Source organism: Micromonospora sp. WMMD975 (assembly GCF_029581215.1).
In the GTDB taxonomy this organism is placed as follows: domain Bacteria; phylum Actinomycetota; class Actinomycetes; order Mycobacteriales; family Micromonosporaceae; genus Micromonospora.
The window spans coordinates 5,510,256-5,526,951 of sequence record NZ_CP120739.1 but is presented as its reverse complement, the minus strand read 5'-3'; the positions used below and the strand labels follow the sequence as shown (position 1 = coordinate 5,526,951).

The following is a 16,696-nucleotide window of genomic DNA, read 5'->3' as shown; positions in this document are numbered from 1 at the left end:
GGTTTACCGTGTGTCTCCATGGCTCGCATCGCAGTGCTCGGTGCCGGTCCGGTCGGTGTCGGCCTGGTGGAGCGGCTGCTGGCCAACGCCGACCTCGCACCGGACCGCCCGATCGAGATCATGCTGATCGATCCCCACCCGGCCGGTCCGGGACGGATCTGGCGGGGCGGGCAGTCGCCGCTGATGCGGATGAACTCGCTCGCCAAGGACGTCACCCTCTTCCCCGGCGAGGCCGTCCGCTGTGCCGGCCCGCCGCGTCCGGGGCCGTCGCTTGCCGAGTGGGCGACGGCCACGGCCGCCGGGCGTCTCCCGCCCGTCGATCCCGAGCTGGCGGACGACGTACGCGAGATCTCCCCGGTGTCGTTCCCGACCCGGCGGGTCCAGGGGGCCTACCTGTCCTGGTTTCTCGGTGAGGTGATCCGTCAGGCGCCGCCCGGCGTGCGGGTGACCGTGCGTCGGGGGCGTGCCGTGGCACTCACCGGGGCACCGGACGGTACGGAGCGGGTGCACCTGGCGGACGGTTCCCGGATCGACGCCGACGCGGTGGTCCTCGCGCTCGGTCACCTCGAGGCCCGGCCGCAGGGCGAGCAGTCGGAGGCGGCCGGTTTCGCGGAGCGGCACGGTCTGGTGTACCTGCCGCCCGGCTTCGTCGCCGAGGCCGACCTGTCGGTGCTGCCGGCCGGCGCCGACGTCCTGGTCCGGGGCATGGGACTGGCGTTCTTCGACCTGATGGCACTGGTCACCGAGGGACGCGGCGGCCGGTACGTCCGCGAGCGCGGCGGCCGGCTGCGCTACCTGTCGTCCGGGCGCGAGCCACGGCTGCTGGCCGGTTCCCGCCGCGGCCTGCCGTACCGGTGCAAACCGAGCCACCGGCTGGTCCATGGACCGGTGCGGGAGTTGCGCTACTTCCCGCCGGCTCTGGAGCGGTCGCTCGCCGGGGACGGGATGCTCGACTTCCGTCGTGACCTCTGGCCGCTCATCCGGAAGGATCTGAGCTTCGCGTACCACCGTGAGCTGTTCGCCGCCGCCCCGCGGCACACCGCCATGCCGTGGCCGGACTTCGAGCGGCTGCACGACGCCGCCGGGATGGACGAGCTGGACGCGCTCGCCGAGAAGGCGGTCCCGGACCCGGCCCACAGGTGGAACATGGACGATCTGCGTGCGCCGTTGCGCCACGTCGAGCCGGGGAACGCCGACGACTTCCGCGCGCGGTACGTCACGCTGCTGGAGCAGGAGCTGCGGCGCGCCCACGACCCGGCCCGGTCCGCCGACTCGGCCGTCTACGGCGCCCAACTGCTGTTCTTCGAGCGCCTCGCGCGCCTGCGGCACCGCCTGTCCCCGCGGGACCAGGTCGGGGAACTCGACGGGGCCTGGTTCACCCTGTTCAACCTCGTGGCGAGCGGTCCACCGGCGTTCCGGACGGAGGAGCTGCTCGCGCTGTGCCGTGCGGGGGTGGTGCAGCCGCTCGGCTCGGGGATGCGGGTACGTCTCGACGAGTCGACCGGCCGCTACCGGGCCGGCAGCGCGAACCTCGACGGGGAGTGCCCGGCCGCGGTGCTGATCGACGCCCGGCTGCCCGAGCCGACGCTCGACGGTACGGCCGACGAGCTGTTGCGGGCGCTGCACGCCGCCGGAGCGGCGTCGGAGGAGTTCCTGACCGAGCCGGCGACCGGCCACCGCACGCCGACCGGGCGGATCGCCGTCGACGACCGGGGGCGCATGGTGACCGCCGACGGCACGGCGCATCCGGCGCGGTACGCGCTGGGCTGGAACACCTCGCTGCGTGGGACGCGCGCGTTCGCCATCCCGGGCACCGACGCGGCCACGTTCCGGCACGGGGATCTGGTGGCGCGCGCCGTCCTCACCGGACTGTCCTGACCAGCCGGTAGGACTTCCTGACTTCGACGTTGACAGATGGATCACTGCATGCTGCGATTAGTGCAAGATCTGGACTTAATATCGGGGGAACGCCTTGGACGACACCGGAAATCGTCAGGAGGAGATCGCGCTCAGCGTGGTCATCCCGAGCTACTTCAACACGCAGTGTCTGGAGCTGGTGCTGCAGTCGCTGGCCCACCAGACGATGCCGGCGGACAAGTTCGAGGTCATCGTCGTCTACAACGGCTGCGAGCCGCCGGCCAGGCTGGCCGAGCTGCGCGCGAGCACGCCCTACCTGCTACGGGAGCTGACCTCGCCGAAGGGCTGGTCGCGGGCGCGTAACACAGGCATTCTGGCCGCCACCGCCGAGCGGCTGCTGCTGCTCGACAACGACTCGCTCTGCCCGCCCGACCTGCTCGAACGGCACTGGCACCTGGCGGAGAAGGACCCGCGCAGCGTGGTGATGGGCGGTCGCGGCGAGCTCGGCGTCCAGGGCTGGGCCGCGCTGCACGCCGTGATGAGCGGCAAGGGCGTCCTCGACACGTTCCCGGTGGAGCACGACGTGCGCGCCCGATCGGCGCCCTCCGAGCCGTGGATGTACGGCTTCACCAACAACTACGGCCTGAGCCGGTCGGACGCGCTCGCGGTCGGCATGTTCGACGTGGACTACGACGCCCGGTGGGGCGGCGAGGACCTGGACATCTCCTACAAGCTGTACCGGCACTTCGACCGGGACCGCTCACGGTTCCACTACGAGCCCACGCTTCGTGTCTGGCACGTGCCGCACTACCGGAACCTCCGCAAGTCCATCGGCGACCACTTCGCCAGCCTGGCGCTGCTGCGCGACAAGTTCCGGCACTACGAGGTCGAACTCATCGCCGGGCTGCCCGAGGTCCTGGCCGGCTCGCTCGCTGACATCGCCGAACGGGTCACCGACTACCGCCGGGTGATGGCGGTGTGCGCCGACGCGGGTCTGTGCTCGGTCGGGCCCTGGCGTGCCGCCGTCGACCCGCTGCGCGGGCGGGACCCGCAACGCCCCGACCTGGTCATCGGTTACGACACCGACCAGCTCGACCGGCGGCGGCTCGTCACGTTCGACTACGGGCGTGACGCGGACGCGGACAACCTGCACCTGCTCGGGGTCGATGTGCCGTTCGCCGAGGGCACGTTCCGCTCGGCGTTCTCCTTCGACTTCTGGCGCCTGCTGCGGATGCCGGATCTCCTGGCCTTCGTCACCACCGCACTGATCGTCGCCGACGAGCTTTACCTGGGCGCGTCCGAGGACCTGATCGCCCGCGGGCCGGCGCTGGGCCTCGACCCGCTCGTGGACCTGCGGTATTTCGCCGAGCTCGTGGAGCCGGTCTACCGGGTCACGAGCCACCAGGTCGCCGGCGCCGGAACCATGCTGCGGGTCGTACCCGCCAATTGATCCTCGTCCCGAGCCGGGCGGGCACTCCGCGCTGCCTTCCATCCGCTGGACACCCTGAGGTGACCTTCATATGCATGATGTGGAACTCGACCGGCTGCTGAGCCGCGAGAACCGGCACTATCTGGACAGCATCGACCTGATCGCCGCCTCGAACGCGCCGATCGCCGCGGCCCGGGACAACCACGGGTGGGGCGTGGCCCAGTTCCGGTCCGCCGAGGGGCACGTCGGAAACAAGCCCTACGCCGGCACCTCGATCTTCGACGAGGTGGAGCGACTGGCGGTGGAACGGGCCCGCGCCGTGTTCGGCGGCGAGCACGCCAACGTGCAGCCCGTCTCCGGCTCGCTGGCGAACCTGGCCGCCTACCGGGCGCTGATGAAGCCGGGCGACACCATGATGGCGATGGCGGTGACCGCCGGCGGGCACCTCTCGCACGGCCATCCCAAGCACATCGTCTCCGAGCTGTACCGCGTCGTGCCGTACACCGTCGATCCCGCGACCGGCCTGCTGCCGTACGACGAGATCCGGCGGATCGCGGATCGGGAGCGCCCCCGGGTCATCGTCGCCGGCTACTCCGCGTACCCACGGGTGGTGGACTTCGCGCGGCTCAGCGCGATCGCGCGGGGGGTGGGCGCGACCCTGATCGCGGACATCTCGCACATCGCCGGCCTGGTCGCGGCCGGGCTGCACGACAACCCGACCGCCTACCCGGACACCGTGGTGACGACCTCGGTGGAGAAGACGCTGCGCGGTACCCGCGGCGGGATCGTGCTGTGTCCCGCGTCGCTGCGGGCGCGGATCGACTCGGCGATCTTCCCCGGTCTCCAGTCCTCGGTCGGGATGGCCGGGCTGGTCTCCCTCGCGGCCACCCTGCGGGACGCGGCCGACCCCGCCTTCCGGGCCTATCAGGAGCGGGTGGTGAGCAACGCGCGGCGGATGGCCGGGCTGCTGCTCGACGGCGGGCTCGACCTGTTGACCGGCGGCACCGACACCCATCTGCTGGTCGTCGACCTCACCCGCACCGCGCTGACCGGGCGGGACGCCGAAGGCCGGCTCCAGGACCTGGGCATCCTGTCGAACCGCAACATGCTGCCCGGCGACCCGAGGCCGCCGTTCGTCGCCAGCGGCCTGCGGCTCGGCACGCCGACGATCACGTCACGCGGGTACGACGACGAGGACGTCACCGAACTCTCCGACATCGTGCTGGCGGCGCTGCGCGCGGAGGACTGGGACGCCTCGAAGGTGACCCTGCTGCGGAAGCGGGTGGAAGTCCTGCGCGCCCGGGCGCGCCCGGACGACGCGCTGCGCGACCTGGTCGCCTCGGCCGCCGACGATGAGCGCTGAGGCGAAGCCCGCGCCGGCCGCGGCGAGCGGTGGGACGCTCCGGCGGCCCGGTCCGGTCGTGGGCTTCCACACGTTCCGCAGCTACGCCGGTCACCCGGGCAAGGACGGTGCGAACTTCGCCTACACCGAGGTCGCGCGGCTTCTCTCCGGCAGCGCCGAGGTCCGGCCCAAACCGCACGACGTGGTGGAACTGTTCCGCAGCGACGAGGCGGCGCGCGCGGCGCTGGCCGGCTGCGACGTCGTGGTGGCGACCGTGGGCCCACACGCCTACCTTTACTTCCACCTGCGCGAACGGCTCGGGCTCGACTTCCGCGTCGTCCGCGACGCGCGCACCGCGCTGTGGAACGGCTACCTGCAACAGGAGGCGCTCTCGGCGCCCTACCTCCGCCCCGACGACGTGCTCTACCACTCGTCGCGATACTCGCTCGCGCTCTACACGATGCTGTTCCCCGGGCTCGCGCGCTCCCAGCAGGCCGTCTGCTATCCGTTGTTGCGCTGGTTCCCCGCGGAACTCGCCGGGTCGTGGACCGGCTCGGGCGGTGACGGCACCCAGATCGGTTTCGTCGGCCGGCTCACCGACGACAAGAACTACTCGCAGGTGATCAGCCTGCAACGGGAGCTGAACCGGCGCGCTCCCGGCGCGTTCCGGACGGTGGCGATCGGCGAGGGCGGGCAGAGCGCGACGGCCGGCGGGTCCGCGGTCCCGGGCTACTCGTGCCGGCCACCCGTGGACCGGGCCCGCCTGTGGCAGGACTACCGCGAGATGGACGTGTTGTTCTTCCCCAGCACGTCGTCGCTGGAGACGTTCGGACGGGTGCTGGTCGAGGCGTCGTACGTCGGCACACCGGTGCTGGCCGCCACGCACGCGGCGGCGTCCGAGCTGCTGCCGAGCGAGTCGTTGCTGCCCACCACGCTGCGCGCGGACGTCGACTTCACCACCCACCTGGCCGCGCGACTCGGTGACGTCGACGTCGCGCACGCGGCCGACCTGCTCGTCGCCGGAGCCGTCCCACCCGCCGGACGGGGACACGCCGGCTACGCGGACCACGACCGGCTCCTGCTCGACCTGGTACGCGGGGACGCCCCGGACCCGTCCGCCGCCGATCCGGCGCCCACCGCGGCCCAGCGGGCGTTCCTCGACCGGCTGCGGATGCGCGGACTGACGGTGCCGGCCGATCCCGCGGCGGCGGACCGGATGATCCGCCGGCTGCGCCGGTCGTTCACCGCCCTGCACCGCAGTCGCACCCCGCAGCACCTGGGCACCCTCGCCATGCTGCTGGCGCGCTCCGGCTACCGCCGCAAGACCGCCTCCTTCGTCCGCAAGAGCCTGTTCCACGGCGAGGACTTCACCAACATCGGCGGTGTCGACCTGCAGTTGAGCCACCTCATCGGCTTCGAGCCACGCTTCACCATCACCGCCCACGACGAGGAAGGCGGAAGCCCTTGCTGAACAAGCTGATCGTTCCGTACGACAACAGGCGGTTCGACTTCGCCGGCGCGATCAGCGCCGCCAGCGGTGTGCCGGACCTCGCCCGGTGGCATCACCACCACGCGCCCGCCGAGGCGGAGGAGCCGCCGGGCTTCGGCGACCAGGGCTCCGCGATGCACCAGAAGCTGTACCGCATCGAGGAGATCGCCGCGCTGTACCACGAGTTCGTCCAGACGGTGATCACCGAGATGGTCGGCGAGGACGTCCGCTACCAGCACGTGCCGAACTGGCGGATCCAGTTGCCCGGGCGACACGGCGTCGGCGCCTACCACCGAGACCGCAGCGGTGGTCACAACCCCTGCGAGATCACGTTCTGGCTCCCGCTCACCGATGTGACGTCGGAGAACTGCCTGTGGGTCGAATCGAGTGAGGGCACCGAGGACTTCCGGCCGCATCCCATGCGCTACGGCCAGATGCTCGCGTTCGACAGCGCGAACCTCATGCACGGCAACGTCCGCAACGCCTCCGACCGCACCCGGGTCAGCTTCGACTTCCGGGTGATCCCCGCGTCCGTCTACCACGACGGGCTCGCCACGCCGCACCACACCGGCATCGACGGCCCGATCGAATGGCATTCCTCACCGACCGGGGGAGCGCGGACATGACCGGGATCGGCGCCGATCCCGGTCCGGCGTACGACGCGATCGTGGTCGGGTCCGGGTTCGCCGGCTCCTGGGCGGCCAAGGAACTGGCCGAGGCCGGGTTCCGTACCCTCGTCCTCGAGGCCGGGCCGGTCCGCCGCGCCGGGGACATCCCGGACCGCGCCGCCCCCGGGGTCACCGCCGGCGACCACGACGAGCGCACCCGGGCGCGGCAGCCGGTGCAACGCACCCACTTCAACTTCGGTCCGCGCGGGCCCCACCTGTTCGTCGACGATGTGGAGCACGCGTACGAGACGCCGCCGGACAAGCCGTACACCTGGATCCGCGGCATGCAGGTCGGCGGGCGGTCGTTGCTCTGGGGCGGGTCGGCGCTGCGCCTGTCCACGTTCGAGACGGCGGCCGGCGACGTCGACGGTTGCTCGCTGAGCTGGCCGATCGGGTACGCCGACCTGGCCGCCGCGTACGACGTCGTGGAAGATCTGGTCGATCTACGCGGGACCGCCGAGGAGTTGGCACAACTTCCCGACGGGCACTTCCGTGGCAAGCCGCCGGCGCTCACCCCCGCCGAGGCGGCGTTCCAGCACGCCTACCGCCGGGGGAACACCCGCCCGATCCCGGTGCGCTTCGTCTCGGCCGAGCGGGGCGAGGACGGCTGGCCGGAGTTCACCACGCAGGCCACCGCCCTCGCCCGGGCGGAACGGACCGGCCGGGTGACGCTGCGTTCGGACGCCCGGGTCACCTCGGTGACCGTCGACCCGGACGACGGCCGGGCGACAGGCGTCAGTTACGTGGACGCCGCCGTCCCGGGCGCCCGGCACCACGCCCGCGCCCGGGTCGTGTTCCTCTGCGGTGGCACCATCGAGACCGCCCGGCTCATGCTCAACTCGCACAGCCCCCGCCATCCCGACGGGCTCGGCAACAGCAGCGGCTGGCTGGGCCGTGGCCTGATGGACCATCCGCTCGTCACCTCGTCCGGCGTCCTCGACGGTCACCCGCCGATGCCGGCCCACCGGTCCGCCGGCCGGCAGAGCGGTCTGCTCGTCCCGCCGCCGCAGCCGCAGACCGGCGACATCCGCCCGTTCGCGCTCTGGGTGTCACTGCAACGCGGCGACGCCGGTCCGGCGTCGGGCGGGATCGACGCGCAGGGGGAGATGCTGCCGTACCGGCACAACCGGGTACGGCTCGGCGACACCCGGGACCGGTGGGGCGTCCCCGTGCCGGTCATCGAATGTGGCTACGGGCCGCACGAGGACCGGCTCTACGACGCCATGCGGCGCGAGGTGGAGCGGGCCGCGTCGGTCGCCGGCCTGCGGCTCACCGCCGTCGCGGACACGCTGACGTCGCCCGGCCGCAACGTCCACGATCTGGGTACCGCGCGGATGGGCCGGTCGCCGGCCGACTCCGTGGTGGATCCGGACAACCGCTGCTGGGACGCACCGAACGTCTTCGTCGCCGACGGGTCCTGCTTCCCGTCCGGCGGCTGGCAGAACCCGACCCTCACCATCATGGCGATCGCGGTGCGAGCGGCACGGTTCGCGGTGGGGTTGCTACGCGACAAGGCGTACTGACCATGGTTCCGCTTGGGAGGAAACGATGAACCCACCGCCACACCCGCTGTCGCATGCCGAGTACACGAAGATGGTGGACGAGGAGCGTTACCCCGACGACCCGCACGTTCCCCTGGACGAACCCTTCGTCAACGCCGCGGGGAGCATCCTGAACGTGCTTCTCGAGAGGTTCACGTCGGTGGCACTCATCGAGAGTCACCCCGGCGCCGTCCGCGCCAACCACTATCACAAGACCGACTGGCACTACGCCTACGTGCTGTCCGGCAGCGTCGTCTACGGCTGGCGGCCCGCGGACGGCACGGACGGCGTCCAGGTACGGACGTTCGAGGCGGGTCAGCTCTTCTTCACCCCACCCCTGGTGGCGCACGTGATGTACTTCCCGGAGCGGACCACGTTCATGACGTTCGCCCGGAACAAACGCGACCACGAGTCGCACGAGAGCGACGTGGTCCGCGTACCCCCGATGTTCGACCTCACCTGGTCGTCCTTCGCCGGGAGGTACGAGTACGCCGTAGCCGGCGGATCGCCGTCGTGACCTCGGCGCGGGTACGCCGCACGTGCGCGTTGTGCGGCACCGGAACCGCCGGTCACGTGGTCCTGTCACTCCCGTCCACGCCCTGCGCGAACGGTTTCGTGGGCAAGCCGCAGGAGCAGGAGCGCTTCCCCCTCGACCTGCAACTCTGCCCCGCGCCGGAATGCGGGCACCTCCAACTCGCCGCGGTGGTCAGCCCGTCCCTCCTGTTCGACAACTACGTCTACGCCTCGGGCACGTCGCCGTCGTTCGTCAAACACTTCGGCGACTACGCCGAGCGGGCGATCGACCTGCTCGGCCTGGACGAGAAGTCGTTCGTCGTCGACGTCGGGTCGAACGACGGAACGCTGTTGCGGCAGTTCGTCGAGCGGGGCGTGCCGGGTGTGCACGGCGTCGAGCCGGCGCGGGGGATCGCCGAGATCGCCGAGTCGCGCGGCGTACCCACGACGGTGGCCTTCCTGGACGCCGCCCTCGCGCTCGACCTGCGCGACCGGTTCGGGCCCGCGGACCTGGTCACCGCGAACAACGTCTTCGCCCACATCGGTGACCTGGCGCAGGCCGCCTCCGACGTGCGCTCCCTGCTCGGCCCGCGCGGGGTGTTCATCTTCGAGGTCTCCTACCTCGCCGACGTCGTCGAGGGCCTGCTGTTCGACACGATCTACCACGAGCACGTCGCCTACCATGCCGTCCGCCCGCTGGTCCGCTTCTTCGACCGGATGGGAATGACGTTGTTCGACGTGGAGCGGGTCCCCACCCACGGCGGCTCGATCCGGGTCCACGTGGCGAACGACGACCGTGCCGTCAGCCCGCGGGTGGCGGAACTCGTGAGATCCGAGGAGGAGGCGGCGCTCTTCTCCGCCCGGACGTACGAGGACTTCGGGGAGCGCATCCGGACCCGGGGGCAGAAGCTGCGGGAGCAGATCGCGACCCTGAAGCACGACGGATGGCGGTTCTGCGGTTACGGGGCACCGGCGAAACTGACGACCCTGATGTACTCCTTCGCACTCGACGCGGACGACGTCGAGTTCATCGTCGAGGACAGCCCGCTCAAGCGCGGACTCTTCACCCCCGGCACCCACATCCCCGTGGTCGGCCCGGAGCGGCTCGCGGAGGTGTCCGGTCAGCGGTACTGCGCACTCGTCTTCGCCTGGAACTACTACGACAACATCGTCGCCGGCCACGCGGACTGGTCCGGTCTCTGGATGAATCCGCTGACCTTGGCACGGCTGGACGGGAGAGCAGTCGAATGAGCACCCTCATCGATTCGGACATCGACGACATCTGCGTCGGCCTCGGCGAGTACGCACAGCGGTTCGACGGCAAGCGGGTCCTGATCACCGGCGCTCGCGGGTTCGTGGGTCAGTACCTGACGGCCGTCTTCCGGAGGCTCAACGCGAAATACCTGCGCGAGCCCTGCCAGGTCCTGGCGATGGACAACCTGCGGACGCCCGCCGACGGCAGCGCCACGCCGCTGGAGGACCCGCACATCACCTTCGTCGAGCACGACGTCGTCCTGCCGTTCAGCCCGGGCGGGAAGGTCGACTTCGTCGTGCACGCGGCCGGCATCGCCAGCCCGTACTACTACCGCAAGTTCCCGCTGGAGACCATGGACGTCGCCACCCACGGCCTGCGGAACATGCTCGACGTCGCGCGTGCCGACGGGGCGAGGCTGCTGTTCCTCTCGTCGTCGGAGATCTACGGAAATCCCGACGCCACCCACGTGCCGACGGCGGAGGACTACAACGGGAACGTCTCCTGCCTCGGTCCGCGTAGCTGCTACGACGAGTCGAAGCGATTCGGCGAGACGCTGCTTCAGGTCTACGTCCAGCAGTTCGGCGTGGAGGCGGTGATCGTCCGGCCGTTCAACGTCTACGGGCCCGGCCTGAGCCGCGAGGACTACCGCATCATGCCGAACATCGCGGTCCGGCTCTCGACCGGAGAGGCGATCGACGTCTACGGCGACGGGACCCAGACCCGCACGTTCTGCTACGCCACCGACGCGATCGTCGGGTTCCTGCTGGCGCTGCTGCGGGGGCGCCCCGGCGAGGCGTACAACGTGGGCGCGTCCGGTCCGGAGGTCTCCATCATCGACCTGCTGGAACTGGTGCGCGACTCCGTGCCGGCGCCGGACCTCAAATACACCGTGCGGGACTATCCGGACAGCTACCCCGGTGACGAGCCGATGCGGCGCTGCCCGGACCTGGTCAAGGCGTTCGACCACCTGGGCTACGAGCCGACCGTGCCCTTCACCGACGGCCTGCGGAAGTTCATCACCTGGTCCCAGGAGTACTACAGGTGATCCCGTGCCGCCGATGAGGCTGGGGATCGTCGGCACCGGGCGGTGGGGGTCACGGTACGTCGAGACCGTCGGCCGCATGTGGCCGGAAGGCGAGGTGCTGATCTCGGAGGTGGCCGGGCGCCGGGATTCGCCCGGGGCGCTCATCCGGAGCGCCGCGGTGGACGGGATCATCGTCGCCGCACCGGCGGCGACGCACTACGCGATCACGATGGAGGCGCTCGACGCCGGCGTTCCCGTGCTGGTCGAGAAGCCACTGGCGCCCACCCTGAGCGAGACGCTGGCGATCCGGGACCGTGCGGAGGCGCGCGGCAGCACGGTCATGGTCGGCCACCAGCACCTGCACGCCCCGGCCTTCCGGGAGCTGCGCGAGCGGGTCGCGGGCCGGGCGGTGAGCACGATATCCGGCACGTTCGGCGGCGACGGGCCGGTGCGCGCGGACTGCGACGTGCTCTGGGACTACGGTCCGCACGACTTCGCCATGGCGCTCGACCTGCTCGGCGACCAGGGACCGGTGACGCGGGAGTACGCCCGGTGCGAGGTCCCGGCGCCGGGCCGGCAGGACTGGGACGTCGGCGTCCGCGTCGGCGGAACGCCGGTCAGGTTCCGTTTCACCAACGCCGCGACGGCCCGGCACCATCGTTTCCGGGTGCGGCTGAGCGACGGCGGCGAGTACCGGTACGACGACTTCGCCCCGCACCGGTTGACCCTCGACGACGTCCCGATCGACGTCGCGGACACCCTGCCGCTGGACAACCAGATACGGGCGTTCGTCGCGGCCGTCCGCGGCGATAACGTCCCGTCGAGGACCTCCGATCTGGCGCTCGCGGTGCGGGTGGCCGAGGCGCTCACCAGGCTCAGCGCGACCCCGGCCGGCACCGACGCCTGATCTGTGGCGCTCTCGGTCCTCCGGCCGAGCCCCGTGGTGGTGGAGGTCAGTTCGGCGCCGGTGGGCTGACCGGCGCGCAGGCGGTCAGCGCCTCCTTCACCTTCGCGTCGGACGGGTCGAGACCGTCCGGGTCGACGCCACGCCCGGTGAGACAGGTGCGGTAGGCCGTGTCACGCCCGGCGTCCGGCGCGTCCGACCCACCGGGCCCGCCCCGCCCATCGGGCCCGCCCCGCCCGCCAGGTCGCTCGGTCGGCATCAGCGAGGAGCACGCCTCCTGCGCCTTCTGCCAGGTGGCCTCGTCGACATCCGCTGGTCGGCCCATCCCCGGAAACCCGCGTCCCGCACCGCCGGACGGGCGGGCCGTCGGAAAGCCGGACGGGCGGGCTGTCGGGAAGCCGGACGGGCGGGCCGTCGGAAAGCCGGACGGGCGGGCTGTCGGGCGGGCTCGGGGAGAGCGGTCCGGGTCGGCGGAGGGCAGGACGACGCCGTGGTCGCCCAGGCAGTTCCGGTATGCGACGAAGCCGTTGTTCCCCCCGCCGTCGGTCGCGGTGGCGGTGGGGGCGTCGTCCCCGCCGCAGCCGGTCAGCAGCGCCGACGCGGCGACGGTCAGGACGGCCGCCAGCAGGCGGCTTCTTCCAGTCTTCGACACGGAAACTCCTCAGCCTTTTCCGGGACCCGCTCAGGCAAGCGGCCTCAGCTCCGGGGCGCCTCGGACCCGGCTGGGAGTTGCCTCGGAGCTTCCCGGCGACACCGGGCGGACCCGCCGTCAGGGCCGCTCCTTTGAGGCAACTCCGAGCTGGGACCGAGCCGCCGGAGAGGAGCGCCCGGCAGACTGACCCGTCATGGGAGACGGCCAGGCCCGACTGTGGCGCACTCGACGGGGCCGCTGGGGAGCCGCTGCCGCCGGTGCCGCGCTCGTGCTCGCCGCCGCCGGGGCGTTGGTGTTCACGGCGGGCGCCGACGAGGTGCCAGCCCGGCCGGTCACCGTCGTGGTCGACCGCGGACCTGTCGAGATCGAGGTCGCCACCACGGGCACGGTCCAGACGACGACCACCCGGGCGCTGAGTTTCACGGTCTCCGGCACGGTGGCGAGCGTTGCCGTCCGGCCCGGTACGGTGGTGCAGGCCGGGCAGCAGCTTGCCACGCTCTCGGATGAGGACGTCGCCACGGCGGCCGGTGCGGTCGACCGTGCCGAGCAGGATCTCGCGGATGCCCGCAACGCGCTGGCCGAGGCGCGCGAGTCGACAAGTGCGGCGTCGAACTGCCCGACCGCCGCCGTCCGCGCGGTCGGCTCCGCCAGCGGCGCCCTCCGCACCGTCGCATGGATGTCGCCGCAGCCCACCGGGACGGTGACCCCCACTGCCCCGGCGGCATCAGAGTCCGCGACGCCGACGCCGTCCTCCCCGGGCGCGCCGCCCACCTCCCCCGCCCACCCCGCTCCCACCCGCACCGCGCCCACCAGCTCGGGCACCGTGCGGCCCGAGGCGACGCGAGTGCCCGCCTGCGCCGGCGGATCGTCGGGCGGAAGCGACCGGATCCTTGACGCCCAACGCCGGGTGAACCAGGCCGAGGCAGCCGTGGCGGAGGCGGAGAGCACGCGGTCCGGTGTCACCGTCGTCGCGCCGATCCGGGGCACCGTCCTGGCGGTCGCCGGGAAGGTGGGCAGCGCGGTCGGGCGAGGCGCCACCTTCATTACCCTGGCGGACACCTTCAACATGCAGGTCGAGGCGAAGTTCCCAGAGGCGGACGCGGCGGCGATCGCGGTCGGGCAGACCGCCACGGTGGGCCTCGCCGACCGGGCCGGCGAGACGTTTCCGGCCACCGTCGTGCAGGTGGACCCGGCCGGCACCGCCGACGGCCAGTTGGTCCGTTACGGCGTCGTGCTCTCGTTCACCGAGGCCCCGAAGAACCTGCTGATCGGGCAGACCGCGGCGGCGACCGTGCGTACGGGCTCGGTGGCAGACGCGCTGCGGGTGCCCTCCACCGCGGTGCACGATGTGACGGACGGCCACGGCCGGGTGCGGTTCGGCGCCTCCGGTGAGACGCGGACGGTCGCCGTCGGTCTGCGTGGCGATCAGTACACCCAGGTCATCGATGGTTTGACTGCCGGTGACGTCGTTCTGCGGTCGTGGTGACAGCTGGGACACAGGTTCAACACAGGCCGCTCCGAGGCGGACCCGGTAGGCAGGGTCGGTGCAGATCGACATCCCCCGACCGACCGGGGGCGGCCCGGTCCCCGCTCTCGCCGGCACGGCCGGCGCCGCCCGGGTCCTGGTGGTGGACGACGAGCCGAACATCTCCACGCTGCTCGCCTCCGCGCTGCGTCTGGTCGCGTACGACACGCGGGTGGCCGCAAGCGGCCGGGCGGCCCTGGCCAGCGTCGAGGAGTTCGACCCCCACCTGGTCGTCCTCGACGTGATGCTGCCGGACCTCGACGGGTTCGAAGTGGCCCGGCGGCTGCGTGCGGCCGGGCGGCCGGTGCCGGTGCTCTTCCTGAGCGCCCGGGACACGGTGGAGGACCGGGTGGCCGGGCTGGTCGTCGGCGCGGACGACTACGTCGCCAAGCCGTTCAGCCTCGAAGAGGTGGTGCTGCGGATCCGGGCCATCCTGCGACGCAGTCAACCTGAGCCCTCGGCGGTGCCGGAGACCTCGACGCTGCGCTACGCCGACCTGGAGCTCGACGACGGCGCGCACCAGGTGCGCCGGGCGGGCCAACTGGTGGAGTTGTCACCGACCGAGTTCAAACTGCTGCGCTACCTCCTGGTCAACGCCGGCCGGGTGGTGAGCAAGGCGCAGATCCTCGACCGGGTGTGGAACTACGACTTCGGCGGTGACGGGCGGATCGTCGAGTCGTACGTGTACTACCTGCGGCGCAAGGTCGACCGGCTCGGCCCGCCGCTCATCCACACGGTTCGCGGCGTGGGGTACACCCTTCGGTTGTCGACCGGGGACGAGTGAACGGCCGACTGGGGGTGCGCCGGTGGGCGCACTGGACGCTGCGGTCCCGGCTCGTCCTCGTCATCGGCGCGCTCACCACGGTCGCCCTTCTCGGTGCGAACACGGCCGGATTCTTCCTGCTCCATGGCTATCTGCTGGAGCGGATCGACGACCAGTTGGCGGCCCAGGCCCGTCCGTTGCACGCCGTCCGCGGGCCGGGGACGGCGCCCAGAACCGGTGACTCCACAGCCCCGGGTGTCGGGCCGTCCGCGAGCCCGGCACCCCGGGCGGAGCCCGAACCGACGTCCGGTGCCGTGCGTGGCCTGCCCGGCCGGTTCGCCCGCCTGGGACAGGACCAGCTGGTCCTGGTCTATCGCCCGGACGGCACCCGGGACGCCGAACGCAGCAGCACACCGGCGACGGGGAGCCCGGATCCGGGCACGCTCGCCGAGGTGCGGGCGCGAGCCGCGACCGGGCGTCCGTACACCGCTGCGGCCGGTGCGGGCGGGGACGACTGGCGGTTGCTCGCTGTGCCGGTCGGGCAGGAGGGCGGGGTGGTGGTCCTCGGCGTGTCCCTGAGCGAGGTGGACCGGACCGCCGAACGGTTGCTGCTCATCGACGGGGCGGTCACCGCCACCGTGCTGCTCGGGCTGGGTCTGCTCGCGGCCTCGGTGGTCCGGTTGGGGCTGCGCCCACTGACCACCATGGAGGGCATCGTCGCGGGTATCACCGGGGGTGAGCCGACCCGCCGGGTCGACGGGGCCGACCCGCACACCGAGCCGGGGCGGCTCGGCGCGGCGGTGAACCTGATGCTGGACCGGATCGGCGCCGAGATGGCCGCCCGTGCCGCCTCGGAACGGCGGCTGCGTCAGTTCGTCGCGGACGCCTCGCACGAGCTGCGTACCCCGCTCACCTCGATCCGGGGTTTCGCGGAGCTGTACCGGCGCGGCGGCGCTCCGCCGGGGCCGCCCCTCGACGAGGTGATGGGCCGCATCGAGGGCGAGGCGGCCCGGATGGGTGTGCTGGTCGAGGATCTGCTCCTGCTCGCCCGGCTGGACCGGCAGCGGATCCCGGTGTGGTCTCCGGTCGACCTGCTGGAGGTGGCCGCGGACACCATCCGTGACGCGCACGCCCGCACACCGAGGCGGCGTGTCCGGCTGACCACCCTGGCCGACCGCGACGACTCGTTCGAGCCGCCGAGCGTGCTCGGCGACGAGCACCGGCTCCGCCAGGTTGCGGCGAATCTGGTCGGCAACGCGCTCCAGCACACGGGGCCGGAGGTGCGGGTCACCGTCCGGGTCGGGCGGTTGCCCGCACCACCGGCCGACCCGGTTGTCCGGTCCGCCCCGCCGCCCGCGCCGGCCGGCGGGCTCGCGGTGCTGGAGGTGCACGACGGCGGGCCGGGGATACCCGTGGCGCACGCCGGTCGGGTGTTCGAGCGGCTCTACCGGGTGGATCCCAGCCGCGGGCGGGGCAACGGCGGCGGCTCCGGCCTGGGGCTTTCCATCGCCGCTTCAATCGTGCACGCCCACGGCGGCTGCATCGAGTTGGATACCGCGCCGGGTGCGGGAACGACGTTCCGGGTGCTGCTGCCCACCGCGCCCGACGATGCTGCCGGGCATCCCACCGCCGGGGTACACGCCGCCGGCGATGGCCCGGCCGACCAGCCCGCGTTGCGGACGGCGATTCCGAGCCAGCTCTGAGCTTCCCTGGAACGTTCTCCCAGCCGGCCGG

General features: G+C 72.1%; 14 protein-coding genes. 13 read left to right on the top strand and 1 reads right to left on the bottom strand.

From position 1 onward, the window contains the following. Positions 1-18: 18 nt before the first annotated feature. The 10 genes from O7613_RS24575 to O7613_RS24530 all read left to right on the top strand — a co-directional run bounded on the left by O7613_RS24575 (position 19) and on the right by O7613_RS24530 (position 12,025). A complete protein-coding gene (locus O7613_RS24575) occupies positions 19-1,878 on the top strand; it encodes an FAD/NAD(P)-binding domain-containing protein (protein ID WP_282290221.1) in 1,860 nt (619 codons plus the stop codon). A 94-nt stretch (positions 1,879-1,972) separates the two neighbouring features. Further along, positions 1,973-3,307, top strand: a complete 1,335-nt coding sequence (locus tag O7613_RS24570; protein ID WP_282290220.1) for a glycosyltransferase — start codon at positions 1,973-1,975, stop codon at positions 3,305-3,307. A gap of 70 nt (positions 3,308-3,377) precedes the next feature. Further along, complete coding sequence (locus O7613_RS24565; RefSeq protein WP_282290218.1) at positions 3,378-4,649, top strand: serine hydroxymethyltransferase; 1,272 nt, start codon at positions 3,378-3,380, stop codon at positions 4,647-4,649. Continuing rightward, positions 4,639-6,099, top strand: a complete 1,461-nt coding sequence (locus tag O7613_RS24560; protein WP_282290217.1) for a glycosyltransferase — start codon at positions 4,639-4,641, stop codon at positions 6,097-6,099. The genes O7613_RS24565 and O7613_RS24560 overlap by 11 nt, the downstream gene beginning before the upstream one ends. Further along, the gene (locus O7613_RS24555) at positions 6,093-6,743 is read left to right on the top strand and encodes a hypothetical protein (protein ID WP_281586002.1); all 651 of its coding nucleotides are present in this window, start codon (positions 6,093-6,095) and stop codon (positions 6,741-6,743) included. The genes O7613_RS24560 and O7613_RS24555 overlap by 7 nt, the downstream gene beginning before the upstream one ends. Continuing rightward, positions 6,740-8,308, top strand: a complete 1,569-nt coding sequence (locus O7613_RS24550) for a GMC family oxidoreductase (protein ID WP_282290216.1) — start codon at positions 6,740-6,742, stop codon at positions 8,306-8,308. Before O7613_RS24555 ends, O7613_RS24550 begins: the two co-directional genes overlap by 4 nt. Positions 8,309-8,333: 25 nt before the next feature. Continuing rightward, complete coding sequence (locus O7613_RS24545; RefSeq protein ID WP_282290215.1) at positions 8,334-8,843, top strand: cupin domain-containing protein; 510 nt, start codon at positions 8,334-8,336, stop codon at positions 8,841-8,843. Beyond that, the gene (locus O7613_RS24540; RefSeq protein WP_282290214.1) at positions 8,840-10,090 is read left to right on the top strand and encodes a class I SAM-dependent methyltransferase; all 1,251 of its coding nucleotides are present in this window, start codon (positions 8,840-8,842) and stop codon (positions 10,088-10,090) included. Before O7613_RS24545 ends, O7613_RS24540 begins: the two co-directional genes overlap by 4 nt. Then, the gene (locus tag O7613_RS24535; RefSeq protein ID WP_282290213.1) at positions 10,087-11,139 is read left to right on the top strand and encodes an NAD-dependent epimerase/dehydratase family protein; all 1,053 of its coding nucleotides are present in this window, start codon (positions 10,087-10,089) and stop codon (positions 11,137-11,139) included. Before O7613_RS24540 ends, O7613_RS24535 begins: the two co-directional genes overlap by 4 nt. 13 nt (positions 11,140-11,152) lie before the next feature. Beyond that, a complete protein-coding gene (locus tag O7613_RS24530) occupies positions 11,153-12,025 on the top strand; it encodes a Gfo/Idh/MocA family oxidoreductase (protein WP_281586007.1) in 873 nt (290 codons plus the stop codon). 46 nt (positions 12,026-12,071) lie between these two features. Here O7613_RS24530 and O7613_RS24525 read toward each other — a convergent pair whose 3' ends face one another. Next, complete coding sequence (locus O7613_RS24525; RefSeq protein WP_282290211.1) at positions 12,072-12,674, bottom strand: PT domain-containing protein; 603 nt, start codon at positions 12,672-12,674, stop codon at positions 12,072-12,074. A 193-nt stretch (positions 12,675-12,867) separates the two neighbouring features. Between O7613_RS24525 and O7613_RS24520 the strand changes: the two genes are divergently transcribed. From O7613_RS24520 to O7613_RS24510, 3 genes are all read left to right on the top strand, one after another. Then, the gene (locus O7613_RS24520) at positions 12,868-14,160 is read left to right on the top strand and encodes an efflux RND transporter periplasmic adaptor subunit (protein WP_281586009.1); all 1,293 of its coding nucleotides are present in this window, start codon (positions 12,868-12,870) and stop codon (positions 14,158-14,160) included. 70 nt (positions 14,161-14,230) lie between these two features. Then, complete coding sequence (locus tag O7613_RS24515) at positions 14,231-14,983, top strand: response regulator transcription factor (RefSeq protein ID WP_281590631.1); 753 nt, start codon at positions 14,231-14,233, stop codon at positions 14,981-14,983. After that, entirely contained in the window at positions 14,980-16,665 is a 1,686-nt protein-coding gene (locus tag O7613_RS24510) for a HAMP domain-containing sensor histidine kinase (protein ID WP_282290209.1), read from the top strand. Before O7613_RS24515 ends, O7613_RS24510 begins: the two co-directional genes overlap by 4 nt. Positions 16,666-16,696 lie beyond the last annotated feature (31 nt).